Origin of the sequence: Aeromonas sp. RU39B, assembly GCF_900156095.1 — a bacterium.
Taxonomy (GTDB): Bacteria; Pseudomonadota; Gammaproteobacteria; order Enterobacterales; family Aeromonadaceae; genus Aeromonas.
Genome location: NZ_FTMJ01000002.1, coordinates 329,598 through 354,686 on the forward strand (window position 1 = coordinate 329,598; position 25,089 = coordinate 354,686).

General features: G+C 60.6%; 18 protein-coding genes. 2 read left to right on the forward strand and 16 right to left on the reverse strand.

Annotated elements, in window-relative coordinates:
- Positions 1 to 19: 19 nt before the first annotated feature.
- The 9 genes from BW958_RS04280 to pabB form a co-directional block, all read right to left on the reverse strand.
- A complete protein-coding gene (locus tag BW958_RS04280) occupies positions 20 to 1,477 on the reverse strand; it encodes an efflux transporter outer membrane subunit (protein WP_083687233.1) in 1,458 nt (485 codons plus the stop codon).
- A gap of 14 nt (positions 1,478 to 1,491) precedes the next feature.
- Entirely contained in the window at positions 1,492 to 4,587 is a 3,096-nt protein-coding gene (locus BW958_RS04285) for an efflux RND transporter permease subunit (RefSeq protein WP_076574489.1), read from the reverse strand.
- Positions 4,584 to 7,736, reverse strand: coding sequence for a multidrug efflux RND transporter permease subunit (locus BW958_RS04290; protein WP_076574490.1), 3,153 nt, complete (start codon positions 7,734 to 7,736; stop codon positions 4,584 to 4,586). Before BW958_RS04290 ends, BW958_RS04285 begins: the two co-directional genes overlap by 4 nt.
- Positions 7,733 to 8,935 carry an efflux RND transporter periplasmic adaptor subunit gene (locus BW958_RS04295; protein WP_083687234.1) on the reverse strand — a complete coding sequence of 401 codons (1,203 nt, stop codon included), beginning with the start codon at positions 8,933 to 8,935 and terminating at the stop codon, positions 7,733 to 7,735. The genes BW958_RS04290 and BW958_RS04295 overlap by 4 nt, the downstream gene beginning before the upstream one ends.
- Before the next feature lie 650 nt (positions 8,936 to 9,585).
- The gene (locus BW958_RS04300; protein WP_076574491.1) at positions 9,586 to 10,956 is read right to left on the reverse strand and encodes an L-serine ammonia-lyase; all 1,371 of its coding nucleotides are present in this window, start codon (positions 10,954 to 10,956) and stop codon (positions 9,586 to 9,588) included.
- Between the two features lie 256 nt (positions 10,957 to 11,212).
- Positions 11,213 to 12,595, reverse strand: a complete 1,383-nt coding sequence (locus BW958_RS04305) for an L-serine ammonia-lyase (protein ID WP_076574492.1) — start codon at positions 12,593 to 12,595, stop codon at positions 11,213 to 11,215.
- Positions 12,596 to 12,730: 135 nt separating this feature from the next.
- Positions 12,731 to 14,029: an HAAAP family serine/threonine permease gene (locus tag BW958_RS04310; RefSeq protein WP_076574493.1), complete on the reverse strand. Its 1,299-nt coding sequence runs from the start codon at positions 14,027 to 14,029 to the stop codon at positions 12,731 to 12,733.
- A gap of 143 nt (positions 14,030 to 14,172) precedes the next feature.
- Positions 14,173 to 14,766: a CoA pyrophosphatase gene (locus tag BW958_RS04315; protein ID WP_076574494.1), complete on the reverse strand. Its 594-nt coding sequence runs from the start codon at positions 14,764 to 14,766 to the stop codon at positions 14,173 to 14,175.
- Entirely contained in the window at positions 14,763 to 16,130 is a 1,368-nt protein-coding gene (gene pabB, locus BW958_RS04320; protein WP_076574495.1) for an aminodeoxychorismate synthase component 1, read from the reverse strand. The genes BW958_RS04315 and pabB overlap by 4 nt, the downstream gene beginning before the upstream one ends.
- Positions 16,131 to 16,336: 206 nt before the next feature.
- On the opposite strand from pabB, the gene BW958_RS04325 reads away from it, so the two are divergent.
- Both BW958_RS04325 and BW958_RS04330 read left to right on the forward strand, forming a co-directional pair.
- A complete protein-coding gene (locus tag BW958_RS04325) occupies positions 16,337 to 17,863 on the forward strand; it encodes a fumarate hydratase (RefSeq protein WP_076574496.1) in 1,527 nt (508 codons plus the stop codon).
- Between the two features lie 252 nt (positions 17,864 to 18,115).
- Entirely contained in the window at positions 18,116 to 18,454 is a 339-nt protein-coding gene (locus BW958_RS04330; RefSeq protein WP_076574497.1) for a P-II family nitrogen regulator, read from the forward strand.
- Between the two features lie 9 nt (positions 18,455 to 18,463).
- On the opposite strand, the gene BW958_RS04335 is transcribed toward BW958_RS04330, so the two are convergent.
- The 7 genes from BW958_RS04335 to BW958_RS04365 are packed head-to-tail and all read right to left on the reverse strand — an operon-like array spanning position 18,464 to position 25,046.
- On the reverse strand, positions 18,464 to 18,850 hold the full coding sequence (locus BW958_RS04335) for a VOC family protein (RefSeq protein ID WP_076574498.1): 387 nt from the start codon (positions 18,848 to 18,850) through the stop codon (positions 18,464 to 18,466).
- 36 nt (positions 18,851 to 18,886) lie between these two features.
- Positions 18,887 to 20,383 (reverse strand): BatD family protein, encoded by a 1,497-nt coding sequence (locus BW958_RS04340; RefSeq protein WP_083687235.1) that lies wholly within the window; start codon positions 20,381 to 20,383, stop codon positions 18,887 to 18,889.
- Positions 20,377 to 21,840: a VWA domain-containing protein gene (locus BW958_RS04345; protein WP_076574500.1), complete on the reverse strand. Its 1,464-nt coding sequence runs from the start codon at positions 21,838 to 21,840 to the stop codon at positions 20,377 to 20,379. The genes BW958_RS04340 and BW958_RS04345 overlap by 7 nt, the downstream gene beginning before the upstream one ends.
- Positions 21,837 to 22,790, reverse strand: a complete 954-nt coding sequence (locus tag BW958_RS04350; RefSeq protein ID WP_076574501.1) for a VWA domain-containing protein — start codon at positions 22,788 to 22,790, stop codon at positions 21,837 to 21,839. The genes BW958_RS04345 and BW958_RS04350 overlap by 4 nt, the downstream gene beginning before the upstream one ends.
- The gene (locus tag BW958_RS04355; protein ID WP_076574502.1) at positions 22,787 to 23,257 is read right to left on the reverse strand and encodes a hypothetical protein; all 471 of its coding nucleotides are present in this window, start codon (positions 23,255 to 23,257) and stop codon (positions 22,787 to 22,789) included. The genes BW958_RS04350 and BW958_RS04355 overlap by 4 nt, the downstream gene beginning before the upstream one ends.
- A complete protein-coding gene (locus tag BW958_RS04360) occupies positions 23,242 to 24,123 on the reverse strand; it encodes a DUF58 domain-containing protein (RefSeq protein WP_076574503.1) in 882 nt (293 codons plus the stop codon). Before BW958_RS04360 ends, BW958_RS04355 begins: the two co-directional genes overlap by 16 nt.
- Positions 24,114 to 25,046 (reverse strand): AAA family ATPase, encoded by a 933-nt coding sequence (locus BW958_RS04365; protein ID WP_076574504.1) that lies wholly within the window; start codon positions 25,044 to 25,046, stop codon positions 24,114 to 24,116. Before BW958_RS04365 ends, BW958_RS04360 begins: the two co-directional genes overlap by 10 nt.
- Between the last annotated feature and the right edge of the window lie 43 nt (positions 25,047 to 25,089).

The following is a 25,089-nucleotide window of genomic DNA, read 5'->3' on the forward strand; positions in this document are numbered from 1 at the left end:
TATTCAGTACACCACGTAATTAATTCATTGGTGTTTTACGCACCGATGGCTGCTCGCCGCCTGTGCCTGGGACAGGGGGCAAGGCCGTGACCCCTTGCCAGCCGCCGCCCAGGGCGGCGATAAGCTGGACGCTGGCGACCTGTTGGGTACTGAGCAAAGAGAGCAAGCTCTGCTGCTGGGACAGACTGGTGTTCTGGGTACTGGCCACGTCCAGGTAGTCAATCATGCCGGCCTGATACTGATTGTAGGTCACGCGGGCAGACTCTTTGGCGGCATCAGTGGCCCGGCGCTGGGCGGCGATTTCCTCACTCAGCGTGGCGAGCTGCACCAGATAATCCTCCACTTCACCCATGGCTTCGAGCACGGTTTGCCGGTAAGAGGCCACATCCGCATCATAGCTGGCTTGCGCCTGCGCCACTTCAGCCTTGGTGGCGCCAAAATCCAGCAAGGTGGTACTGAGCGATGGTCCCAGTGACCAGGTGCGGCTCGGCAGGCTCATCAGATTGTGCAATACCGAGCTGGAGACTCCGGCGCTGGCGCTCAGCGTAATATCCGGGTAGTAGGCCGCCTGTGCCACGCCGACAGCTGCATTGGCGGAGGCCACGGTTCGCTCGGCATAGGCGATGTCCGGACGGCGCTCAAGAAGTTGAGATGGCACTATGTTGGGCGGCGTCGGCAGATGCAGATTCAGGGAGCTTGCCACCGGTAAGGAGAACTCGGCCGGCGTCTTGCCCATCAGGATCGCCATGGCATGCTCAAGTTGCGCCCGCTGCCAGGTGAGATCCAGCATCGACGAGGTGGCACTTTCGAGCTGGGTTTGTGCCTGGGCCAGGGTCGCCCGCGACTCGCTGCCAACCGCGTACTTGTTCTCAATCACCTTTAGGTAGCGCTGATACTCCTGCACGCTCTGCTGATAGAGGGCGATGCGCGCATCGAGCACCCGAACCTGAAAATAGTCCTGTGCCAGGGATGACTGGGCGCTGAGGGTGATGTTGGCCAGCTCGGCTTCGCTGGCCTGGGCGCTGGCTTGATACTCTTCGAGCCCGCGGCGCACCTTACCCCACAGATCCAGCTCCCAACTGCTGGTCGCCACATTGGCCGAATAGGTATTGCCGGTGCTGCTCTGCGTGCCGCTGCGGGTTAGCCCCGCATTAGCACTGATAGAAGGGTAGAGGCTGGCGTGCGCCTGGTCGATCAGGGCCTGCGCCTTTTGATATTGGGCTGCGTACTGGGCCACGTTCTGGTTGGAGATCTGCACTTGGGAAAGAAGTTGATCGAGGATCGGATCCTGATAGACCGCCCACCACTCTCCCTTGCTCTGGGTCTCTTGTGGAGTAGCCTTGCTCCAGCCCTTGGCCTCTTTAAACGCCGGGGTCACCTTGATGATCGGCTTGTGATAGTCGGGGCCGACGGCGCAGCCACCCAGCGCCAGGGAGAGGGCTACCATCAGGGTAGAGATTGTCTGTTTACTGTTCATATACATCCTGCACATCAACGGGTCGCAAAACGGTGCCAGAACTGGCGACCGCGCCGACTCATTTCATCGAGATAGAGATACACCACCGGCGTGGTAAAAAGGGTCAGCAGTTGGCTTAACGCCAGCCCGCCAGTGATGGCAATGCCCAGTGGACTGCGCAGATCTGCATCGCCGCCACTGCCCAGCGCCAACGGCAGCGCACCAAAAAAGGCGGCCAGGGTGGTCATCATGATGGGGCGAAAGCGCATCAGGCAGGCTTTGGTGATGGCCTCTTCGGGCGTTAAGTGCTGTGTGCGCTCGGCCATCAGGGCGAAGTCGATCATCATGATGGCGTTTTTCTTCACAATCCCAATGAGCAGCAAGATCCCGATCAGCGCAATCACCGTCAACTGCTGGCCGGTGAGGATCAGCAGCAACAAGGCACCTACCCCGGCGGAGGGCAGGGTCGAGAGGATGGTCAGCGGGTGGATATAGCTCTCGTAGAGCATTCCAAGCACGATATAGACAGCCAGTAAGGCCGCCATAATCAGCCAAGGCATGGCACTGGCGAGCTCGGTATATTGCTGGGCGGTTCCGGCAAAGCCGCGCTGTATGGTATCGGGCAGGCCAATTTGTGCCATGGCCACCTTGATGGCGTTATCTGCGGTCTCCATCGATACCCCGTCTGCCAGATTAAAGGCGATGGTGCTGGCGGCCGACTGGCCCTGATGGTTCACCGACAAAGGGGACGTCCCACCTGAGAAGGTCACAAACGCAGAGAGCGGCACCTGTTCGCCACTGCTGCTGATCACGTAGAGCTGCTTGAGCACCTGCGGATCATTGCTGTACTCGTCGCTTAGGTTCATCACCACGTGATACTGGTTCCAGGTTTTGTAGAGTGTGACCACCTGGCGCTGGCTAAAGGCGTTATTTAAGAAGGTATCGAGCGTGCTCATCGAGACACCAAGGCGGGTGGCCTTGTCGCGGTCAACCGTCAGCATCACCTCCTGGCCGCCGTTTTGTGCATCGGAATCGACACTGGTGAGCTCGGGCAGTTTCTCGAGGACTGCTTTGACCTTGGGGGTCCAGCTTCGCAGCGTGTCGAGATCATCGGCCATCAGGGTGTATTGATACGAGGCATTGGCGCTGCGACCGCCCATGCGCAGATCTTGTACCGGCATCAGAAACATCTGCACACCGGGACTTAAGTGCTGGGTTTTGGCCATCAAGCGGTTGGCGATGGTCGAAGAGTCGGCGCTGCGGTGTGCCACGTCCTTGAGGGCGACAAACAGGGTAGCCGTATTGCGTGAGCCAAAGGCGCCGCTGCCGGTCGAGCCGGTCACCATCTCCACATCCGGGTCGGCCTGCACCACCTGGGTAAAGGCCTGGATATTGGGTTTCATGGCCTGGAACGACACGTTCTGATCGGCCCGCAGCGCCCCCATTAGCAGGCCGGTGTCCTGATTGGGGAAAAAGCCTTTTTGCACCGAGCTGTAGAGAAACACGTTGAGCAGCACGGTCAGTAGCAGGGTCACTATGGTCCAGCGCGGGTGTTTGAGTACCTGATGCAGCCCCTGTTCATAGCAGGCCAGCAGGGCGTTGAGCGCCGATTCGATGGCCTGATAGACCCGGTTGGGCGTGCGCTCGGCGGTCTGTTTTTTCAAAAACAGGGAGCAGAGCATCGGGGTCAATGTGAGCGAGACCACCATCGAGATGATCAGTGCGATGGAGAGGGTAACGGCGAACTCGCGAAACAGCCGGCCGACGATACTGCCCATCAGCAAGATCGGGATAAAGACCGCGATCAGCGACACCGTCATGGCCAGCACGGTAAAGCCCACCTCTTTGGCCCCCTTGAGCGCGGCGCGCAGCGGACTGTAGCCCGCCTCGATATAGCGCATGATGTTTTCCAGCACCACGATGGCATCATCCACCACAAAACCGGTGGCAATGATGAGGGCCATCAGCGACAAAATATCCAGGCTATAGCCAAGCAGATACATAAAGGCGCAGGTCCCAATCAGCGAGGCTGGCAGGGCCAACGCAGGGATGAGCATGGCGTTGACGTTGCGCAAAAAGACAAACACCACACCGATAACCAGGGCGATGGCGATCAGCAGCGTCTCTTCGGTGTCATATAACGAAGAGCGAATCGACTCGGATCGATCAATGACCAGTTTGAGGGTCACATCGGCGGGCAGTGCTTCACGCAGTTGTGGCAACAGCGCCTTGATGGCATCGGCGGTTTCCAGCATGTTGGAGCCGGCCTGGCGGGTGATCATCATCATCACCGCCGGTTGCTGGTTGTAATAACCCTGATTGAACTTGTCCTCGACCGAGTCGTAGACATTGGCCACGTCACCTAAGCGAATGGCCGCGCCATCCTGATAGCTCACCACCAGGGTCCGATATTGCGCGGCCTTATCAAGTTGGCCGTTGCCGGTGATCATCCAGGACTGGCTATCCCCTTGTAAAAAACCCTTCGGCTGATTGGTGCTGCTATTGGCAATGGCGCTACGCACCGTATCGAGCGAGATGCCGTAGTGGGTGAGCTGCTGGGGTTTGAGATCGATGCGCACGGCCGGCAGGGCACTGCCACTTACGCTGACGCTCCCCACGCCGTTCACCTGCGCCACTTTTTGTTGCAGCTTGCTATAGGCCAAATCGTAGAGCTCACCGCTGGTGCGCTGACTGGATGTCAGCACCATGCCCATGATCGGCGCATCGGAGGGGTTGGCTTTGCGGTAGGTGGGCAGCGACGGCATGCTGCTTGGCAGCAGGCTGCGCGCGGCATTGAGCGCCGCCTGCACGTCGCGGGCGGCACCGTCGATATCGCGGCTGAGTTCAAACTGAATGATGATCCGGGTCGAGCCTTGCGAGCTCATCGAGGTCATCTCGGTGATGCCGGCAATCTGGCCAAGCGCCCGCTCCAGCGGGGTTGCCACGGTGGCGGCCATGGTTTCAGGGCTGGCACCCGACAGGCTGGCACTGACCATCACGGTCGGAAAATCGACCTGGGGCAGGGAGGCAACTGGCAAAAAGCGGTATCCCAGGGCGCCAAGCAGCACCAAGGCCAGCGTTAGCAGCACGGTGGCGACCGGTCGCAGGATAAAGGTCCGGGAGATATTCATGCCTGATCCCGCCCGCTGATGCGTTGCCACCACCGCCGGCCGCGCACGGCCAAGCGGTCAAACCACAGATAGATGACCGGTGTTGAGAACAGCGTCAACACCTGGCTAAACACCAGACCACCGACAATCACCAGACCCAGAGGGCGGCGCAATTCGGCGCCCGATCCTTGTGCCAGCATCAGCGGCAGGGCCCCGAGCAGGGCGGCCATGGTGGTCATCAGGATCGGCCGAAAGCGCAGCAGACAAGCCTGATGAATGGCCTCGCGCGGGCTGAGCTTTTGTTTGTGCTCGGCCTCGAGTGCGAAGTCGATCATCATGATGGCGTTCTTTTTGACGATCCCGATCAGCAAGATCACGCCGATGAGGGCAATCAGGCTGAATTCGGTATTGGCAAACAGCAAGGTGAGCAAGGCACCCACCGCCGCCGAGGGGAGGGTAGAAAGAATGGTCACCGGGTGGATGAAGCTCTCATAGAGGATGCCGAGGACCACATACATGGTGACCAGCGCCGCCAGGATCAGCCACAGGGTATTGCCGGTGGCAGACTGGAAGGCCGACGATTCTCCCTGATAGCGCAAGGTGGTGCTGCCGGGCATCGCCAAGGCGGTGGTCAGTTGGCTGATCTTGGCCTGGGCATCGCTCAAGGAGTAGCCGTTATTGAGGTTAAACGAGAGGGTCACCGCCGGCAGCTGGTTCAGGCGCACATGCACCAGCGAGCCGGTTTGCATGCGCACGGTAGCAATCGAGGTGAGCTTGACCATGGGGGTCGTGGTGGTGCTTGAACTCGATGTGCTGGTGCTGGTCGATGAATCGGTGGTCGCAGTGCCGGCCAGATAGATATCATCCAGTGACGCCGGCGATTGCTGGTATTTGGGCGCCACTTCCAGCACCACCCGATACTGGTTGGACTGGGTAAAGATGGTCGAGATCAGCCGCTGGCCAAAGGCGTTGTAGAGCGCCGTGTCCACGTCCGAGGCGGTAATGCCATAGCGAGCAGCGGCATCGCGGTTGAGCTCCACGTAGGCGACCTGCCCTTGATCTTGCAAGTTGCTGGTCACGTGGTTGAACTCGGGCTCCCGGGCCAGGGCGTCAACGAGTTTGGGGGTAAAGCTCACCAGCTTTTCGCTGTCGATGTCATCAAGGGTCAGCTGATATTGGCTCGGTGTCACCTGATCGTTGACCGACAGATCCTGAGAGGACTGCAAGTAAAGCGCGATGCCGCTGACCGCCGCGCTGGTCTGTTCGATCTCATCGATGATCGCGTCGGCCCGTTCGCTGCGCTCATCAAAGGGTTTGAGGGCAATCTGCAGGCGACCGCTGTTCAGGCTGGTGTTGCTGCCATCGACGCCGATGGTCGAGGAGACCTTGTCCACGTTCGGGTTTTGCAAAATCAGCTCAACCAGCTGCTGCTGACGACGGGCCATCTCGGAGAAGGAGATATCCTGAGAGGCCAACGTGACCCCCTGCACCAGTCCGGTATCTTCACTCGGGAAAAAGCCCTTCGGGATCACCACATAGAGCAGCCCAGTCAGTAGCACGGTGCCGAGTGCCACCATCAGGGTGAGCGGTTGGTGATTGAGCACCACCGTCAGCATCCGATCGTAAACCCGGATGATCCGATCAAATACCTGCCCCCCTTTTTTGTAAAAGGTGCTCTGCTTTTCCAGCGGAATATGGCGCAGCAAGTAGGCGCACAGCATGGGCGTCAGGGTGAGGGAGACCAGCATCGAGACAAAGATCGACACCGCCAGCGTGATGGCAAACTCGCGAAACAGCCGGCCGACCACATCGCCCATAAAGAGCAGCGGGATCAGCACGGCGATGAGCGAAAAGGTGAGCGAAATGATGGTAAAGCCGATCTGCTCGGAGCCCTTGAGCGCCGCCTGCAACGGCGACTCGCCCGCCTCCAGCCGCCGGTCGATGTTTTCGACCACCACGATGGCATCATCGATGACAAAACCGGTGGCGATGGTCAGCGCCATCAACGACAGGTTATTGAGGCTAAATCCAGCCAGATACATCACGCCAAAGGTGCCGATCAGCGAAAGGGGTACCGCCATGCTCGGGATAAAGGTCGCGGGCACATTACGCAGGAACAGGAATGTCACCATGATGACCAGTGCAATCGAGAGGCAAAGCTCAAACTGCACATCGGCTATCGAGGCGCGAATGGTCTGGGTCTGATCGGCCAGAATCGAGAGCTTGACCCCTTCGGGCAGCGCCTGTTGCAGGGTCGGCAGCTGTTTTTTGATGCTATCGACCACCTCAATCACGTTGGCGCCGGGCTGGCGTTGCACCTTGATCACGATCGCCGGGCTCTGGTTGGCCCAAGCCGACTGGAAGGTATTTTCCGGTGCTTGCTCGATGGTGGCGATATCGCGCAGGCGCAGCGCTGCGCCATTTTCGTAGGTGAGGATCAGCTTGCCGTATTCGCTGGCATCGCGCAGCTGATCGTTGGCGTCGATGGTGATGGAGTGATAACGACCATCAAAGCCGCCCTTGGAGCCGTTCACATTACTGTTGTTGATGAGGGTGTAAATATCCTCAAGGCTGAGGTGGTGCGCGGCCAGCGCCTTGGGATCGACGCGTACCCGGATGGCCGGCTGATTGCCCCCTGCCAGTGTCACCAATCCCACGCCGGAGATCTGCGAGAGCTTGAGGGCAATCCGGGTGTTCACCAGATCTTGCACCTTGGTCAGCGGCAGGTTGTCGGAGGTGGCCGCCAGGGTGATCACCGCCGTGTCGGCCGGGTTGACCTTCTTGTAGGTGGGCGGATTGGGTAAATCATCCGGCAGTAGGCTGTCGGCGGCGTTGATGGCGGCTTGAACCTCCTGCTCGGCCACATCGAGTGACAAATCGAGGCTGAACGTGAGGGTAATGACCGACGCGCCGCCGGAGCTGGTGGAGTACATCTGGCTTAAGCCCGACATCTGGCCGAGTTGACGCTCAAGCGGCGCCGTGACCGACGAGGCCATGATATCGGGGCTGGCGCCCGGATAGAGGGTGGTGACCTGAATGGTCGGGTAGTCCACCTGCGGCAGGGCCGAGGTGGGCAGCATGCGATAGGCAAACAGCCCAGAGAGCAGCACCCCGAACATCAGCAGGATGGTGGCAACCGGCCGCTGGATAAACAGTCTGGACGGATTCATTGCTGGCCCTTGCTCCCGCTGCTCGCGGTGACGACGCTGACCTTACTGCCGGTATTGAGATTATCGATACCTGCCGTCACCACCTGCTCGCCACCCTTGAGGCCTTCCAAAATGGCCTGTTGATCGGTGCCCAGTTGCGGGCCGGTTTTGACGGCCGTGCGGGTGACCGTGTTATCTGCCCCCACCACATAGACAAAGCTGCCGTCGCTGGAGAGCTGAATGGCCTGGCTCGATACCACCGGCACCTGCCGGTACTGACCAATCTGCAGGCGGGCGTTGACGAACTGGTTGGGATAGAGCGCTTCATCGCTGTTTGCGAACATCGCCTTGAGCTTCACCGTGCCGGTGCTGCTGTCTATTTCGTTGCTGATAAAGTTGAGGCTGCCGCTGGCAAGCTCGGTGGTGCCGTCTTGATCAAGCGCCGTCACTGGCAGGGTAGTGCCTTGATGCAGCGCTTTGAGCAGCGTCTGCACATAGGATTGCGGCACGCTGAAGGTCACGGCAATCGGCTGGATCTGAGTGATGGTGACAAGGCCGGTGGTATCGCTCGAGTGCACGACGTTGCCGGGATCGACCAGACGCAAACCGACCCGGCCGCTGACCGGTGCTGTAATGGCGGCATAGTCAATGTTGAGCTTGGCGGCCGCAATCTGCGCCTGATCGGCTTTGACCGCCCCCTGATATTGACCGACAGTGGCAATCTGACTATCGAGATCCTGCTTGGCCAGCGAGTCTTTGGCGTAAAGCTCTTTGTAACGGGTCAATGTCAGCTTGGCGCTTTTGAGCAGCGCCTGGTTCTGGGCCAGTTCCCCTTCGTATTGAGCCAGCGTTGCCTGGTAGCTGCGTGCATCAAGTTGGGCCAGTAACTGCCCCTTTTTCACCTGCTGACCTTCGCTGAAAAAGACCTTCATCAGTTGGCCGTCCACCTGACTGGTCACGGTCACGCTGGCGTTTGGCACCACAGTACCGAGCGCCGTGACATATTGCGGGACATCGGCAATACCCACTGTGGTGGTTTGTACCGGCACACTGCCGCCCGGCAGCATGGGGCCTCCTCGTTTGCCGCGTCCCATCCCCCCCATCTGGGCGTGTTTGGCGGTTTGGCCGGCGGCAGGCCAGTAGTGAACGATCAATGCGCCAGCAACACCGGTGACGGCGAGCAGAGAGAGGAGGCGCAGGATATTTTTTTTAGTCGTCATCGCGGTGTTTCGCACATTAAAGGAATTTGGATGAAATGAGTGTATGCGTCGTCAATCAATGAGATGGGTCAGGTGAGGCATGGATACCAATATGCGCCGCCACCGTTATCCATTGAGTTAACAGAACGAACCTTAAACCGGGTGTGGGCAGCAGCAGGGATAAAAAACGCAACGGCGATACTGGTTCATTTGGCAATAATGCTCATGTCAGGTGATGCAAGATCTCCAATAGCCGGCGAGACCTTGCAACGACGATATCTGATGGATGCCATGCCAACGAGCGCGCGGGGCCTCTGGCTTTGACGTGCAAAGCCTAGCATCGCAGCGGATAGACGCCTACCGCAGCAAGCGAAAAGAATCGGTAAGGATTGGTGTCAAAGTGTGTCGAGCGCTGCGCTAAATTGGCAGAAACGTTTTTTTATCGCTGCGGCGATTGAATAAAACCGGTGGGATTATTGGTTAACTGGACAATGCGCTTTATTTCAATATGCAGTGAGCGCTGCGGCGTCAATGTATGTCAGAGGGAAATTAAGGCGCGCAGAGCAATAATTTTGATTTGAAGTGGTGATTAATTGTTTTGCATTCGTCACCGCACCGGAAAATAAAAACCCCTCATTAACGAGGGGTCTTATCAATGACAACCTGATAGGTTAATCGCAGGCAACTTGCAGCACCTTGATGGCCAGGCCACCACGGGAGGTTTCACGGTACTTGGAGTCCATGTCCTTACCGGTGATGTACATGGTCTCGATGACCTTATCGAGTGACACCCGCGGCTTGGAGGTGCGGCGCAGGGCCATGCGCGAGGCGTTGACGGCCTTCATGGCAGCGATGGCGTTACGCTCGATGCAGGGCACTTGCACCTGACCGGCCACCGGATCACAGGTCAGACCCAGGTTGTGCTCCATGGCGATTTCCGCTGCTTCACAGACGTGCTCCGGGCTGCCGCCCATCAGCTCGGTCAGACCGGCGGCGGCCATCGAGCAGGAGACACCCACTTCACCCTGGCAGCCGACTTCGGCACCGGAGATGGAGGCGTTCATCTTGTAAAGGATACCGACGGCGCCGGCTGCCAGATAGAAGCGGGCGTACTCGTCACGGCCAACCGGCTGGATGAACTTGTCATAGTAGGCCAGTACGGCCGGGATGATACCGGCAGCACCGTTGGTCGGCGCGGTCACCACACGGCCACCGGCCGCGTTCTCTTCGCTCACTGCCAGCGCAAACATGTTGACCCAGTCAACGATGTTCATCGGATCGTTGGAGAGGCTTTCGTTAGTGGTCAGCTGACGATAGAGCGGCGCGGCACGGCGCGGCACACGCAGCGGACCGGAGAGGACGCCCTCGGTGCGGCAGCCCCGCTCGATGCCTTCACGCATGGTGGTCCAGATCTTGCCAAATTTCTTGTAGATCTCTTCCGGCGTGTTGAAGCACTTCTCGTTTTCCATCATCAGGGCCGAGATGGACAGACCGGTCTGGCTGCTGTGAGCAACCAGTTCAGCCGCGCTCTTGAACGGGTAAGAGACCGGCATGTCGCCGCTGTCGGCCTTGCCGAAGTTCTCTTCATCGACGATAAAGCCACCGCCGATGGAGTAATAGGTCTTGCGATAGGCCGCGTCATCTTCGATGAAAGCGGTCAGGGTCATGCCGTTTTCGTGCAGGGGCAGGGCTTCGTCATGGAACACCATGGCGCTGCGCGGGAAGCTGACAGTGTGGCAGTGCAGGCCGATGGGCAGGCGCTCGGTCTGCTCAACGCGGCTGATAAAGTCGGGAATGGTGTCGATATCGACGGTTTCCGGTAGATTGCCGGCCAGCCCCATGATGATGGCGGTATCGGTGTGGTGCCCTTTACCGGTCCACGACAGCGAGCCGTAGACATCGACCTGGATCCGGGTGATATCACGGATCTTGCCGCTGGCGCGCAACTCATCTACGAACTGCTTGGCGGCCTTCATCGGACCGACGGTGTGGGAAGAGGAGGGACCCACACCAATTTTGAAGATGTCAAACACGCTGATCATGAAATCATTACCTCTGAAAGTGAGGGGCGGACCCGCACTGCTTTTTCTTGTTGTCGTATGACCGGGAGGGGTCAGACATGCCATTCGATACCAACGGAGGCTAGTCTACCTGCACAAAACTTAAAAAAAGTTGAAATAGGTCTACTTTTGTTGAGATTCGGCGCGGAGTATAAAATTAATTTTAGGGTTTCGCCATTTGGCTAAACGTTTTTCATAAAAAAGCCCGGCATCTGCCGGGCTTCTGTATTCAAATGACTCAACATTCGGTGATGTTGACCGCCAGACCGCCGCGCGCGGTCTCTTTGTATTTGGTTTTCATGTCGTTGCCGGTCTCCCACATGGTCTTGATCACCTTGTCGAGCGAGACCTTGTGCTCGCCGGTACCGCGCAGGGCCAGCTTGGCAGCGTTGATCGCCTTGACCGCGCCCATGGCGTTACGCTCGATGCAGGGCACCTGCACCTGACCGCCCACCGGATCGCAGGTGAGCCCGAGATTGTGCTCCATGCCAATTTCGGCGGCGTTCTCCACATTGCCCGGACTGCCGCCCAGTAGCTCAGCCAGTGCACCGGCCGCCATCGAGCAGGCCACGCCCACTTCCCCCTGACAGCCGACTTCGGCGCCGGAGAGGGAAGCGTTCTTCTTATATAAGATGCCGATGGCGGCTGCGGTCAGAAAGTAGCGGACCAGCGCGTCGTCATCGACCTTGTGCACGAAGCGATCATAGTAGTGCAGCACCGCCGGAATGATGCCGGCTGCGCCATTGGTGGGGGCGGTCACCACCCGTCCACCGGCGGCGTTCTCTTCATTGACCGCCAGAGCAAACAAGTCGACCCACTCCATCACCATCAGTGGATCTTTGTTAAAGCCGGTTTCGCTGGTGAGCTGGCGATAGAGCGCCGGGGCGCGGCGTTTAACCTTAAGGCCGCCCGGTAGCATCCCTTCGCTGCGGCAACCGCGCTCGATACAGCTGCGCATGGTTTCCCAGATGCGGCGCAGCCCCTCTTTGATCTTGGCTTCGCTGCGAAACACCTTCTCGTTGGCCAGCATGACGGCCGCCACCGACAACCCCTGTTCATTGCAGTGGGCAAGCAGCTCGGCGCAGGTATCAAACGGGTAGGGAACCGGGTGAGCCAGATCAAAAGCCAACGCGTCGCTGCGCGCGGTGGCAAACTGACTCTCTTCGATAATAAAGCCGCCGCCAATGGAGTAGTAGGTCTGGCTAAACAGCAGGGTCTCACCGGCAAAGGCGCGCAGGGTCATGCCGTTGGTGTGGCAGGCGAGGGTCTTGCGCCGGTTGAAGATGATGGCGCCCTGGCGGGGAAATGCGCTCGGTTGGCTGCCACCGAGCAGCAGGGTTTCGCTGCGATCCAGTTCGGCTAAAAAAGCCGGAATAGCATCGATATCGACCGTGTCGGGTTCAAAACCAGCCAGCCCCAGCATGATCGCTTTGCCGGTGCCGTGGCCTTTGCCCGTTTGGCCGAGTGAGCCGTAGCACTCGGTCTCGACACGGGTCACCTGCGCCAGACGTTGATCGCTACGCAGCTGCTCAATAAACGCGCGAGCGGCCCGCATGGGGCCGACAGTATGGGAGGAGGAGGGGCCAATCCCGATGGAGAAAAGGTCGAACACGCTGATCATGGGCAGAGGCTCCATTATGAGTTTTGTATAATTATTGTAATTTTATTTAACTCGAAAGGAAGCCGGGGGGCGTGAGCGGGGGCGCAAAAAGTAAAGTGGGACCGCCAGGCAGTCCCGCTTTTGTGCGTCAGATCATCAACCTACCAGTTGGAACAGGATGGCAGAGATGGCGATAAGACCCATCACTGTGATGAACACGTTGCTGATTGCGCCTTGATACTTGGCCATCGACGGCACCTTCTTGATGGCGTACATCGGCATCAGGAACAGGATGGTGGCGATGATGGGACCACCGAGAGACTCAATCATGCCGAGGATGGAGGGGTTGATGACCGCCACCGCCCACAGGGTCAGGATGAAGAAGCCGATGATGAACACTTCCAGTTTCTTCTCGTTGACGCTCTTGCCGCTGCTGCGCATCTGCTGCTGCACCAGACCCTTGAGGCCTTCACGGGCGCCAAGATAGTGGCCGAAGAAGGAGGAGACGATGGCCACGAAGGCGACCATGGGGCCGAAGTAGGAGATCACCGGGCTGGCATGCTGGTTGGCCAGATAGGAGAGCACGGCAATGTTCTGCGACTTGGCTTCTGCAAGTTGGGCCGGGGTCAGGCTCATGACGCAGGAGAAGACGAAGAACATCACAAACCCGAGTAGAACCATGGAGGTGCGCTTGAGGATGGCGTCGGTCTTGTGCACAGCCTTGTCACCGTGGTCGCGGCGCTGGGCCAGCGCAAAGCTGGAGATAGCCGGGCTGTGGTTAAAGGCAAACACCAGCACCGGAATGGTCAGCCACAAGGTGGTACCAAAATCCTTGGCGCTCGGCACCTCGGACAGCGCGGCGCCGCTCCAGTCCGGAATGAGGTAGAGCGACAGACCGGCCAGGATAGCGATCAGCGGATAGACCAGAAATTCGGTCACTTTCAGCATCAGCTTCTCACCGGCCAGCATGACCGACATCATGCCCATGATCAGCACAATGGAGAGGATCCAGCGCGGCGGTGCCGAGATGGCCAGCTGATTGACCATGAAGCTCTCAACGGTGTTGGTGATCCCTACGCCATAGATCAGCACGATGGGGTAGATGGCAAAGAAATAGAGCAGGGTGATGAGCTTGCCGGCGCCGGCGCCGAAATGCTCTTCCACTACTTCAGTGATGTCGGCGTTCTTCTGCTTGGAAGAGAGCACGAAGCGGGCCAGGCCACGGTGAGCGTAGTAGGTCATGGGACCAACTAGCAGCGCCATCACGACCAGCGGCCAGAAGCCACCCATACCGGCGTTGATCGGCAGGAACAGGATCCCGGCACCAACGGCTGTGCCGAACAGGCTGATGACCCAGGTGCTGTCTTGTTTCGTCCAACCGCGAGCTTGTACGGAGCGGATCCCTTGCTCCTGACGTTCTGCAATTCCCTGCGCGCTTGTGACGTTCTCGGACATGTGATTCCCCATATTTGGATTGAGTTCGCGGCGCAAGAATACTGATTTTGCTCAGGAAAAAGGTGAGGTGACGCGGGTTTTACCGGATAGACTACGAGCTTAATGACAATCTTGTGATCAGGATTATAAAAATTAAACAAAAATTAAACTTGTTCAATCTTAATTGAATGCCAGCGCTCGGCATCGAGCAGACAAGCAAGCTGCTGGATCATGGCGGCGGTGGCGCCCCAGATCAGTTCATCCTGCCAGGGAATAAACCAGATGGGGTGGCGCTGACCCCGTCGGATCACCACTTTTTGCCGGTAGTGGGCGGGATTGAGCAAGAACGAGAGCGGCACTTCGAACACGCGCGCCACTTCGTCGGGATTGGGGGTGGCGTGATAGGCATGGCTGACGCAGGCCAGCACAGGTTGCACCCAGAAACGCGACACGGTGGGCAGTGCCGGCAGTTTCCCTTGTACCGAGATAAGCGCCGGGGCAATGCCAAGCTCCTCCTGCGTCTCGCGCAGCGCCGTGGCAATCAGGCTGGCATCGGTGCTGTCGCGGCGCCCACCGGGAAAGCTCACCTGGCCGCCATGATGGCGCAAGGTGGCGGCGCGCCGGGTCAGCAGCAGATACCAGCCATCCTGGCGCTTGACCAGCGGCACCAGCACCGCCGCCTGATCCAGCCCCGCAGGATGGGGACGGGCGGCCGGTGGTGGCAGCGTGAGCAAGTAGCGGGTTAACCAGTGGCTCATAGGGATTCCAGCAGCGGTAAAATCCGCGACAGCTTGTCAAAGGTCTCCTGATATTCGCTGTCAACCTCCGAGTCGGCAACAATGCCACCGCCTGCCCAACAGTAGAGCTGTCCGCCTGCGGCAATCAGGGTGCGAATGGTGATGCTGGTGTCCATCCGGCCATGCTGGCTGATGTAACCGATGCTGCCGCAATAGGCACTGCGCCGCACCGGCTCGAGCTCTTCGATAATCTGCATGGCGCGGATCTTGGGTGCGCCGGTGATCGAGCCGCCGGGAAAACAGGCGCGCAGCAGATCGCACGCCAGGTAGGGCGCGGCCAGCTCGCCATGAATGGTCGAGACCAGATGGTGCACCGCCGGGAAACTCTCGATGGCAAACAGATGCGGCACCCGCACCGAGCCCGGCGTGCAGACCCGGCCGATGTCGTTACGCAGCAGATCCACGATCATCAGGTTTTCGGCGCGATCTTTTGGCGCCTGGGCCAGCTCATCGGCTGCCGCAGCATCTAGCAGCGGGTTGGGGTGGCGCGGGCGGGTTCCCTTGATGGGTTTGGTCTCGACGTGGCGATCATCGAGCAGCAAAAAACGCTCCGGCGACAGGCTTAAAATGGCCGCCTCCGGCAGGCGTAAAAACGCAGAAAAAGGGGCGCGGTTGCCCTCCGAGAGGCGCAGGTAAGCCTGCCACTCGCTCCCTTGATAGGCTGCATTAAAGCGCTGGGTCAGGTTGATTTGATAGCAATCCCCGGCCTTGAGGTACTCCTGAATGGCGGCAAATTTCTCGCCATAGGCCTGCCGGCTCATGTTGCTCTGCCAGCCTGAGGTCAGGGTAAACGGGGCCAACGGACCGGCTTGCTGCGCCATCAACCAGTCGTAGCGCGCCTGCCAGGCGGTGGCATCACCGCGTACTAACAACTGGCAACGCTGCGTGGTGCGATCAAACAGCACCGCCCAGTCATAGATCCCCACCGCCATCTGCGGCACGGCAATATCCGCACAGGCCGTGGATGGCAGCGTTTCAAAACGCCGCCCGAGGTCGTAACCAAACAGTCCCATGGCGCCGCCGGTAAAGGGCACTCCCTGCTCTGGCGCATCCTGCTTCCCAAGTAAGCGCTGCTGCCACGCAGCCAGCAGAGCCAAAGGATCGTCGCTACTGTCATGGCGCTGACCGCCATGGGTAATCTCGGTGATGTCGTCCCGGGTTTGCAGGGTGGCGAGCGGATCGGCGCAGAGGATATCGATGCAGTTATCCGGGCCCGGCTGGCCGGCCGATTCCAGCAACATGGCCCACGGCAGGTGTGCCAGTCGTGCAAACAGCTCGCGCGGCGCGCTGGAGGGGAAGGGGGCGATGTGCAAGGGTTGATTCATAATTTTTAAGGAGTTTTTGTCCGGATCGGCAGTTTTGAGAGGTGGTCCCTAGTCCGCCTGGGGGGGGGAGCGTATCATAGCCCGGCAATGTTGAGCAAAGTCGCTGCCTGCCCGCTACATGCCAAAGTAACGTGTGCAAGGTGGTACACCTAGGACGCCCTTGCAGTGCCTGCACCATCACTTAGCAAGGACGAGTGAGGACCACTATGAGCATTATAAAAAAACAAGATTTTATCGACTCTATCGCAGATGCCCTGCAATACATCTCCTGCTATCACCCGCTTGATTTCGTCAACGCCATGAAAGAGGCGTATGACAAGGAAGCGAACCCTGCCGCCAAAGACGCCATCGCCCAAATTCTGCTGAACTCGCGCATGGCGGCCGAAGGCCACCGTCCCATCTGCCAGGATACCGGTATCGTCACCTGCTTTGTGAAAATTGGTATGCAGGTACAGTGGGACAGTGACCTGACCGTGCAGGAGATGGTGGATGAGGGCGTCCGCCGTGCCTACACCCATCCGGATAACCCGCTGCGCGCCTCTGTGGTGGCAGACCCGGTGGGAACGCGCAAGAACACCCGCAACAACGCGCCGGGTGTGGTTCATATCGACATGATCCCCGGTGACAAGGTTGAAGTGAGCATTGCGGCCAAGGGCGGTGGCTCCGAAAACAAATCCAAGATGGTGATGCTTAACCCCTCCGATGACGTGGTTGAGTGGGTGCTGAAAACCGTGCCGACCATGGGCGCAGGCTGGTGCCCACCGGGGATGCTGGGTATCGGCATCGGGGGCACGGCTGAAAAAGCGGCCGTGATGGCCAAAGAATCGCTGATGGAGCACGTGGACATCCACGAGCTTATCGCCAAGGGCGCCGAGACCGCCGAAGAGAAGCTGCGCCTTGAGCTTTTTGACAAGGTTAACCGCCTTGGCATCGGTGCTCAGGGTCTCGGTGGCCTCACCACTGTGCTCGATGTGAAGATCAAAACCGCTCCGACTCATGCGGTCTCCAAGCCGGTGGTGATGATCCCCAACTGCGCCGCCACTCGCCATGTGCACTTTACCCTGGATGGCTCGGGCCCGGCCGAACTGACGCCGCCCAAGCTCTCTGACTGGCCAGAAATCACCTGGGAAGTGGGCCAAAATGTGCGCCGCGTGAATGTCGATGGCATTACCAAGGCCGACATTGCCAGCTGGAAGACCGGTGAAACCGTGCTGCTGTCCGGCAAGATCCTGACTGGCCGTGATGCAGCCCACAAGCGCATTGCCGACATGCTGGCTCGTGGCGAGCCGTTGCCGGACGGGGTCGATTTCAAGAACCGCTTTATCTACTACGTGGGCCCGGTCGATGCGGTGCGCGACGAAGTGGTTGGCCCGGCCGGCCCGACCACCTCGACCCGGATGGACAAGTTTACCGACATGATGCTGGGTCAGGCTGGTCTTATCGGCATGATTGGTAAGTCCGAGCGCGGCCCCAAGGCCGTCGAGAGCATCAAGGAGCACAAGGCGGTCTATCTGATGGCAGTCGGTGGCGCGGCCTATCTGGTCTCCAAGGCCATCAAGAAGGCTCGCGTGGTGGCGTTTGCTGATCTTGGCATGGAAGCGATCTATGAGTTTGAGGTCGAAGACATGCCGGTGGCAGTGGCCGTCGATAGCGAAGGCAACAACGCCCACGCCATTGGCCCGGCCATCTGGTCGGCCAAGATTGCCGAGCTGGATAAAGCCCTCTCCAAGTAAGGTTGTCCCCCTCTTGGCGGATCACCCTCTCCGATCCGCCATGCTCACAGCCGGGCGCTGCTGCCCGGCTGTTTTTTTCCGCGGATTTCCCCACGTCAGTGCACATCACTGGTGCACACTGCGCCAAATTTGACATTTTTGTCACTTTTATATGGCGTTAGAAGGCCATGCCTTGGCAAACGTCGTGCTTGTGCGATGCTGGCATGGGACTTGATTGTTTCCCATCGGTGGTTGGCCGAAAGGGGGTAGGGGATGAGATGGATTAGCGCCACAATCAGACCGTTTAAACTGCATGACGTGCGCCGCTCGCTGGCCGAATACGGCATACACGGCATGACGGTGAGTGACGTGCGCGGGGTTGGCTGGCCGCGCAGTATTCATGATCGCACCCTGGCCAGCGATGATGTGACCGATGGGGTGGCGCGCATCAAGGTGGAGATTGCCGTACCCTACGAGCAGGTGGCCTCGGTGGTGGAGATCATTGTGCGCGAAGCCAACACGGGGCATCACGGTGATGGACGCCTGCTGGTATTACCACTCTCGATGGTGGTGCATATCCGAACCGGTGAGCGCGATCGCTACGCCCTGTAAGCCCATGTGTTACAGGGATGCAGGCTTATCCGGGTAGACGCTGATCTCGATAAGATTCTGGTCAGGATCGAGCAGGTAGACTGAGCATATCTCCCCGGTTGCGCCGGATTTTTTGACCGGACCTTCCACAATCTCAATCTGCTCTTTGGCCAGATGTGCCTGAATGCGTTCCATCTGCCAGTGCGAGATGAGGCAGAGATCCCCCGAGCCCACCGCCGCGCGATTGCGCGGCTCTTGCCCAAGTCGCTGCAAGTTGATTTTCTGATTGCCAAAGCGTAGCGCCCGGCGCCCATTGCCAAAGGTCACCTCCTCAAGCAGTAGCACCCGGCGGTAAAACGCGACTGAGCGTTCAATATCGCTGACAGTCAGCACGATATGGTCGAGATGATCGATCATGGACTCTCCGTGTAGCAATCGGTTGTGCGGATGCGCTCACGCATCATCCAGGGCGCTCTCTTTGGCCGGGGCCGGGCTGCGCGGTGCCATCAACCAGCTGATATGGCGCAGCAGTGCGCGGCGAAAGGCTGCGGCAGAGCCGTCATGCGCTTGTTGCCAGCTTGAATCAAAACAGGCGCGCTCAAGGGCTGTCAATGCCTCGGCCAAACCGGTTGGCTGTGGCACCGAGGCTGGCAGGGCATGGCTCGACCAAGTGCGCCAGCGCGCTCTGGCACTCTCTGGTGTTGCGCCCAGGCTGACAACCAGCCCGAGCACCGAGCCGAGGCGGCGCAGCCGTGGCAGCAGCAGATGCAGCGCCAGTGCCATCAGCAGCACATCCAATACGCCGGGCAGGTGCGCGCTGCCTGCGGCCGGCAGGGCGTTAAAGGTGATGCTTTGGGAGGGGAGGTGTAACTGGCGCACCTCACCGCCTTGGGTATCGAGCCAGCGCAGATCAATGGCGGGCAGCTGATAGTGACCGGGGCGCTCGGCGCTGATGGCCTGACGAATACGCCGCTCGCCGGTCAACTCGCCGCTGGCCAGAAAATGCTCCTCTTCCTGTTGGCCATCCGGCAGCACTTTCAAGCCTGCCACCGACGGCGTGGGTAGCGTCAGAGTAGAGAGATCCCCATCGCGCCAGCGCAAGATAAGGGTGCGGATCAGCGGCTCACCGGGTTGCAGCGGCCGGTCGGGTTGCCGCTCTTCGGTTAATGTCAGGCTGCGGGCCACGGGCAGTGATGGGGTGTCGCGCACGCTCAAGGTCAGATCATTGGCGCGCGATTGGACCGGCAAAGTCGCCCCGCCCGGCAGCGGCTCGGTGGCGGTTAACAGTGGGGCGCTTAAGGTAAACGTGCCGCTGTGCCTTGGTTGCACCAGCCAGCGGCGTATTAACTGGCCGCTGCCGCCGGGTTGCAGTGGGGCGCGCCAGCTGTCTTCTCCCAGACGCCTTATCTGCATGCCATCGACCTGCAACTCATCAAGGCGCGGGGTCTGCAAATTGGCCGGCAGCCACAATACCAGCTGGTAGATAACCGGCTGCCCCACATAGAGCGGGCCCGTCACGCTGAGCGTGGCTTCTTGGGTTATACCCGACAGCGTCTGGCTCTGAGATTGGTCTGCCTGAGGGCTTGGCTGCGCCGCGGGGTTGCCAGCCGGCTGCGCGGCAGGAGAGGGAGTGGGCAAGGAAAGAGGCGCAAGGGTTGCAGCACCGAGTCGCAGCGGCGGGATGCGCTCGGGCGCCGTCCGACCCGGTGGGGTGGCGAGGGGAATGGTCCAGCGATAGAGCGGTTTATCCGGCGCGCCCAATTGTTCTGAGCTGATCTGCCCGACCACAAATTGACGCAGTAACACAGAGGCATCGAGCGAGGCCGGCTCGTCGCTCTCGATTTGCAGCAGCCAGCCATCGGGGGTGGCCAGCACGCTGGTGCGAATGGCCGCCTGAGCGGTAAGGCTCAGCAGCAAGGCGCAGAGCAAGCAAAGCGTGCGCCTTACCATGTCTCCTCCACCCTTGGCGTGGGCCGCTTTTCCGCCTGCTTGCGCAATCGCTCACGCAGCAATACCACGGGAGGGGCCGCCTGGCTGTTGCCCTGCTCGGCCTGCTGTGGGCTGGTGGGGGTGCGCTCGAGAGCGCTTCCCGCAGGTGCCTGTTGCTGCGATTGGGCCGGAGGTTGTTCCAGCAGCGCCAGATTGGCGCGGGCATCCTGATGCTTGGGATCGCGGGCCAGCACGGCGCGATAGGCACTGCGCGCCTCATCAAATCGCCCCTGATAGGCCAAGGCGTTGCCGAGGTTATACAGGGCCGTGATGCTGTCACTGCGTCGGTAGGCCGCTTCGGCTTTGGCATATTCACCGGCGCGATACCAGGCATTGCCCTGCCAGATTGGGTCGGTAAACGCCGCAGCCGCTTCACGGTAGCGCCCTTGCTCGTAGAGCTCGAGCGCGCCTAACTCGCGAGTTTGTGGCAGTGGCTCCGGCTGGGCGGCTGTCTGGTTGACGTTCTCTGCGCTTTGCAGCGGCGGGGGCGTCAGAAGTGGCAGGCAGAGCAGCACCAGCCAGAGCTGACCCCGACGGGCGAGCAGTGCCAACAACAGCAGTGGCAGTAGCAGCCAGGGGCCGAGATCCTGCCAACCGGCGCCCAGTTGGCGGCTGGTGGTTTGGCTAAGCAGCGGCGGCAGCTCGTGGGCGCCGTCATAGAGCTCACCGCCGCTTAGCCGCGCCAGCGCACGCAGCGCGCTGCGATCCGGTGCTGGTAGCAGCGCCAAACCCTGCGCGCCTTCAAGGCGCATCGGGCTGTCGCCCGCCAGCAGCACGATATCGAGCCTGGGGCCATCACAGGGCAACCAGCGCTGCTGACAGGGCAGGGCATGGCGCAGCGCCTTTAACTCATCTTCGCTTACGCCATCGGTGACCAGTAGCAGGCGCGCCGGGCTTTGCCGCGCCAGCGCATCCAGGGCCAGGCGCACCGCTTTGGACGGTGCGCTGCCGGCAGTCGGCATCACATCCGGGCGCAAATCAGGCAGCAGGGCGCGCAGCGCGGCCCGATCATCGGTCGGCGGCAGGGCGAGATAGGCATCGGCAGAGAACAAGATCAGCGCAATCGGCTGGCCGGTGCTGCGAGCAAGCAGCTCTTGCAGTAACAAGCGGGCGCGGGTGGCGCGATCCGGCGCCAGATCGGTGGCCAGCATGGAGGGGGAAAGATCAAGCAGCCAGACATCGAGCGGCGCCTGCATCAGTGGCTGCTGTGCTTGCGGTCTGGCAGGACCGGCCAGCGCCAGAATCATCATCAGGGCCGCAATCTGACGCCAAGGACGTGCCGGCGGAATGCGCGCCAGCAGATAGCGGGCCAAGGGGGGCGCAAACAACGGCGCAGGGCGGCGCGCCTGCCAGCACCACCAGAGCCAAGGTAGCAAAGCCAACAACCAGAGCGGGCGCAGCACGATGATCTCGCTCATGTGGGCTCCTTCGCTGAGCGTGGCCGAAGGCTGCCCGGTAACAGTAACAGCAGGGCCAGCGCCAGTGGCCAGGGATAGAGCTCGAGGGCTTGCGGCAACTGATAACGGGGCAGGGCGGTGGGGAGCAACTGATCAAGCTGGCGCTGCATGTTAGCCAGATCCTCTTGCGAGCGGGCCCGAAAATAGTGGCCGCCCCCCAAGGTGGCCAGTTCACGCAGCAGCGGCTCGTCAAGCTCGGCACTGGGATCGCGTTGATTGGCGGGCAGCAGCGGCGTATCGGGATCGGCGCCAACGCCCAGGGTGTGAATGATCATCCCCTGACTGGTGGCGCGGCGCGCCTCTTCACGCGGATCGGCATTGCCTGAGGTATTGCGCCCATCGGTGATCAGCAGTAGCGCCGCCGGGCGATCACCATCCTGATGCTGGCGCGCCAGTGCCAGCGCCTCTCCGATGGCCGTAGTGCGCCCCACCAGATCAAAGTCGAGCTCATCGGCAAGTTGCAGCAACGCCTGATGATCGCGGGTGAGGGGGGAGAGCAGGTAGGCGTGGTCGGCAAAAACGATCAGCGCAATACGATCCCCCGGCCGCGCCGTGATCAGGGATGTGACCCGTTGCTGTACGGCGCGAAGGCGCGCCTGCTGCTGCCCTCCATCGAGCATGTCCTCGGCGCGCATGCTGTCGGACAGATCGACCGCCACAAACAGATCGCGGCTCTGCTCATAACTGATATGTGGTGGGGTGAGCCACTGCGGCCGGCACAGCGCCAGCACCAGACAACTCCAGGCCAGCAGGGCGATGAGATCGTGGCTGCGCGGGGTGGCCGAGAGAAGGGCCAAACCATCGTGATGCAGGGCGGCCGGGTGGCGCTTGGCGGGCGCGCCGAAGCGGATCAGTAGCGGCAGTGCCAACGCCAGCAGCGCCCAGGGCCAAGCCAGAGAGAGCTGGTTCATCGGCGCCCTCCGCTGGATGCAACCTGGCTGCGCGTGCTTGGCCACAGTGGAAACAGGGCGCGAAACACCGGGCGTAAGGCGCCATCGAGCTGATCGCGGCTAATGGGGCCGGGAGGCATGGGGCCAAAGCGCCAGCCATCCCACTGGGGTTGCCAGCGTTGTAACTGGCTTCCCGTGAGGGTATCGAGTGCCCCTAGCCAGGCCGCGGTAGGCAGCGCGGCAAGCTCGGGCCAGCGTTTGGCGCTCAGTTCGCGCAGTGCATCGTGCAGCTCATCCCAGGGGAGCTCCTGGCTGTGATAACGCCAGTACAGGCGCTGCGTCATCACGCGCAGCAGATGCAGGGCGAGCATCAGCGCCAGCAGGGCCGCCGCGCACATACCCAGTGCCGGCAGCCGGTTCGCCTCGCCCGGCAAAGGGCCCGGATGAATATCGTGCAGGGCTGAGAGCCAGCTCAGATCAGGCGACATGGTCCCTCCTGCCACTGCTCGGCAAACGGTCGGCCGTTATCGAGACGGTAAAGACGGGTCACCAAGGGCAGCAAGGCGGCCAGGGCCGCCTGCTCGCGCGCGTTTGCGGCCTCATGGTAGCGCTTGGCGCGGCCCCCATCGAGCCAGCCGCCACCGTTGTCACGTCGTGCCGGCAGGCGGGCGCCCGCCGGGAGCGCCTCTTCCAGTGGGTCAACTATCTGCCACACATGCAGTGGATAACGGCGACACAGGCGCTGCAACAGCTGGGTGCGCTCATCAGAAGGGGGGCGATGGTCGGTGATCAGATGCAGCGTGGTGCCAGCTGGCAGCCGCTCCAGCGCCGCTCGCCACGGGCGGGTGAGCGGTGTTTCATCCCCGTGTGTGGCCAAGGCACTGCGGTACGCGTCACTAAGATGGCTAAGCAGTGGCTCGGGGCGGCGCCGGTCGTGCTGCAGCGGGCCTGAGCCTGCGCCCAGCCACACCGGTTTGCCGGCCCCTTGCCAGAGCAAGGTGGCGGCTAATTCACAGCCAAGGCGCGCTTTTAGCTGGCAGCGAGAGCCAAAATAGAGCTCGCGGCCAAGATCGACCAGTACTGCCCGAGCGCTGTCACGCTCTTCACTGTAGAGGCGGGTATGGGGCGCGCCGAGGCGTGCGGTGACGCGCCAGTCAATATGGCGCACATCATCGCCGGCCTGATAAGGGCGCAGCTCTTTAAAAGAGAGCCCGGGCTGGCGGCCGCTGGCGCCGTGATGCAGCGGCACCTTGCGATCGGCTGACCAGCGCGCCAGCATGCGTGTCGCAAGGAGTTGCTCAAGGGAGAGGGCCAGCATGGGGTCGGCGAGCAGCGCCGGCTCGCTTAAGGGCATGGCACCCGATCCAGCAGCATATCGACCAGCTCATCACTGCCGAGCTGACGGGCATCGGCCTGATAGCTTGGTAGCAGGCGATGGCGCAGCACCGGCAAAGCCAGCGCGCGAATGTCATCGGGCACCACATAATCGCGCCCCGCCAGCCAGGCCTTGGCGCGGGCAGCCCGCGACAGCCCAAGCGTGGCTCGTGGACTGGCGCCGTAGGCAATCAGCCGATCAGGGTCTTCTCGGCTGGCACACACCAACTCGACGATGTATTGCTCCAGACGCGGCTGCATGGCCACTTTGAGCACTGCCTTGCGGGCGCGCTGCACCTCGTCCTGGGTTAGCGGCTGATCGCGATCGGGTGGCAGCTCACCAAAGCGGTGTTGCTGCAAGATGGCCAGCTCCAGCGCCGGGGTGGGGTAGTTGACGGTGAGTTTCAGTAAGAAGCGGTCCAGCTGGGCCTCTGGCAGCGGATAGGTGCCCTCTTGCTCAATCGGGTTTTGCGTCGCCACCACCATAAACAGCGGCGGCAGGCGCCAGCTCTTCTTGCCCACCGTGATTTGATGCTCGGCCATCGCTTCGAGCAGCGCCGACTGGACCTTGGCCGGTGCCCGGTTGATCTCGTCTGCCAAAATCAGATGGTGAAACAGGGGGCCCGGTTGAAAGACAAAACTGCCATCTTGCGGATGGAACACCTCGGAGCCGGTCAGGTCGGCCGGTAGCAGATCCGGGGTGAACTGAACGCGGGAAAAGCGGGCCTCAAGCGCCGCGCCTAACGCCTTGACGGCCCGGGTCTTGGCGAGTCCCGGCGCCCCTTCAATCAATACATGTCCGTCACAAAGCAGGGCGATCAGTAATCCTTCGATCAGATCCGGTTGTCCCAGGATCTGCCGATTAAGGGTCTCTTTGAGTTGCTGGAAACGGGCCGATGGCATGCGGGGAACTCGTTGTTTTTTATTGAGGTTACTCTTTTTATAC

Bases quoted from the DNA above. Each gene is read 5' to 3' on its own strand.
- BW958_RS04280 (WP_083687233.1), bottom strand. From the start codon at position 1,477: ATGAACAGTAAACAGACAATCTCTACCCTGATGGTAGCCCTCTCCCTG.
- BW958_RS04285 (WP_076574489.1), bottom strand. From the start codon at position 4,587: ATGAATATCTCCCGGACCTTTATCCTGCGACCGGTCGCCACCGTGCTG.
- BW958_RS04290 (WP_076574490.1), bottom strand. From the start codon at position 7,736: ATGAATCCGTCCAGACTGTTTATCCAGCGGCCGGTTGCCACCATCCTG.
- BW958_RS04295 (WP_083687234.1), bottom strand. From the start codon at position 8,935: ATGACGACTAAAAAAAATATCCTGCGCCTCCTCTCTCTGCTCGCCGTC.
- BW958_RS04300 (WP_076574491.1), bottom strand. From the start codon at position 10,956: ATGATCAGCGTGTTTGACATCTTCAAAATTGGTGTGGGTCCCTCCTCT.
- BW958_RS04305 (WP_076574492.1), bottom strand. From the start codon at position 12,595: ATGATCAGCGTGTTCGACCTTTTCTCCATCGGGATTGGCCCCTCCTCC.
- BW958_RS04310 (WP_076574493.1), bottom strand. From the start codon at position 14,029: ATGTCCGAGAACGTCACAAGCGCGCAGGGAATTGCAGAACGTCAGGAG.
- BW958_RS04315 (WP_076574494.1), bottom strand. From the start codon at position 14,766: ATGAGCCACTGGTTAACCCGCTACTTGCTCACGCTGCCACCACCGGCC.
- pabB (WP_076574495.1), bottom strand. From the start codon at position 16,130: ATGAATCAACCCTTGCACATCGCCCCCTTCCCCTCCAGCGCGCCGCGC.
- BW958_RS04325 (WP_076574496.1), top strand. From the start codon at position 16,337: ATGAGCATTATAAAAAAACAAGATTTTATCGACTCTATCGCAGATGCC.
- BW958_RS04330 (WP_076574497.1), top strand. From the start codon at position 18,116: ATGAGATGGATTAGCGCCACAATCAGACCGTTTAAACTGCATGACGTG.
- BW958_RS04335 (WP_076574498.1), bottom strand. From the start codon at position 18,850: ATGATCGATCATCTCGACCATATCGTGCTGACTGTCAGCGATATTGAA.
- BW958_RS04340 (WP_083687235.1), bottom strand. From the start codon at position 20,383: ATGGTAAGGCGCACGCTTTGCTTGCTCTGCGCCTTGCTGCTGAGCCTT.
- BW958_RS04345 (WP_076574500.1), bottom strand. From the start codon at position 21,840: ATGAGCGAGATCATCGTGCTGCGCCCGCTCTGGTTGTTGGCTTTGCTA.
- BW958_RS04350 (WP_076574501.1), bottom strand. From the start codon at position 22,790: ATGAACCAGCTCTCTCTGGCTTGGCCCTGGGCGCTGCTGGCGTTGGCA.
- BW958_RS04355 (WP_076574502.1), bottom strand. From the start codon at position 23,257: ATGTCGCCTGATCTGAGCTGGCTCTCAGCCCTGCACGATATTCATCCG.
- BW958_RS04360 (WP_076574503.1), bottom strand. From the start codon at position 24,123: ATGCCCTTAAGCGAGCCGGCGCTGCTCGCCGACCCCATGCTGGCCCTC.
- BW958_RS04365 (WP_076574504.1), bottom strand. From the start codon at position 25,046: ATGCCATCGGCCCGTTTCCAGCAACTCAAAGAGACCCTTAATCGGCAG.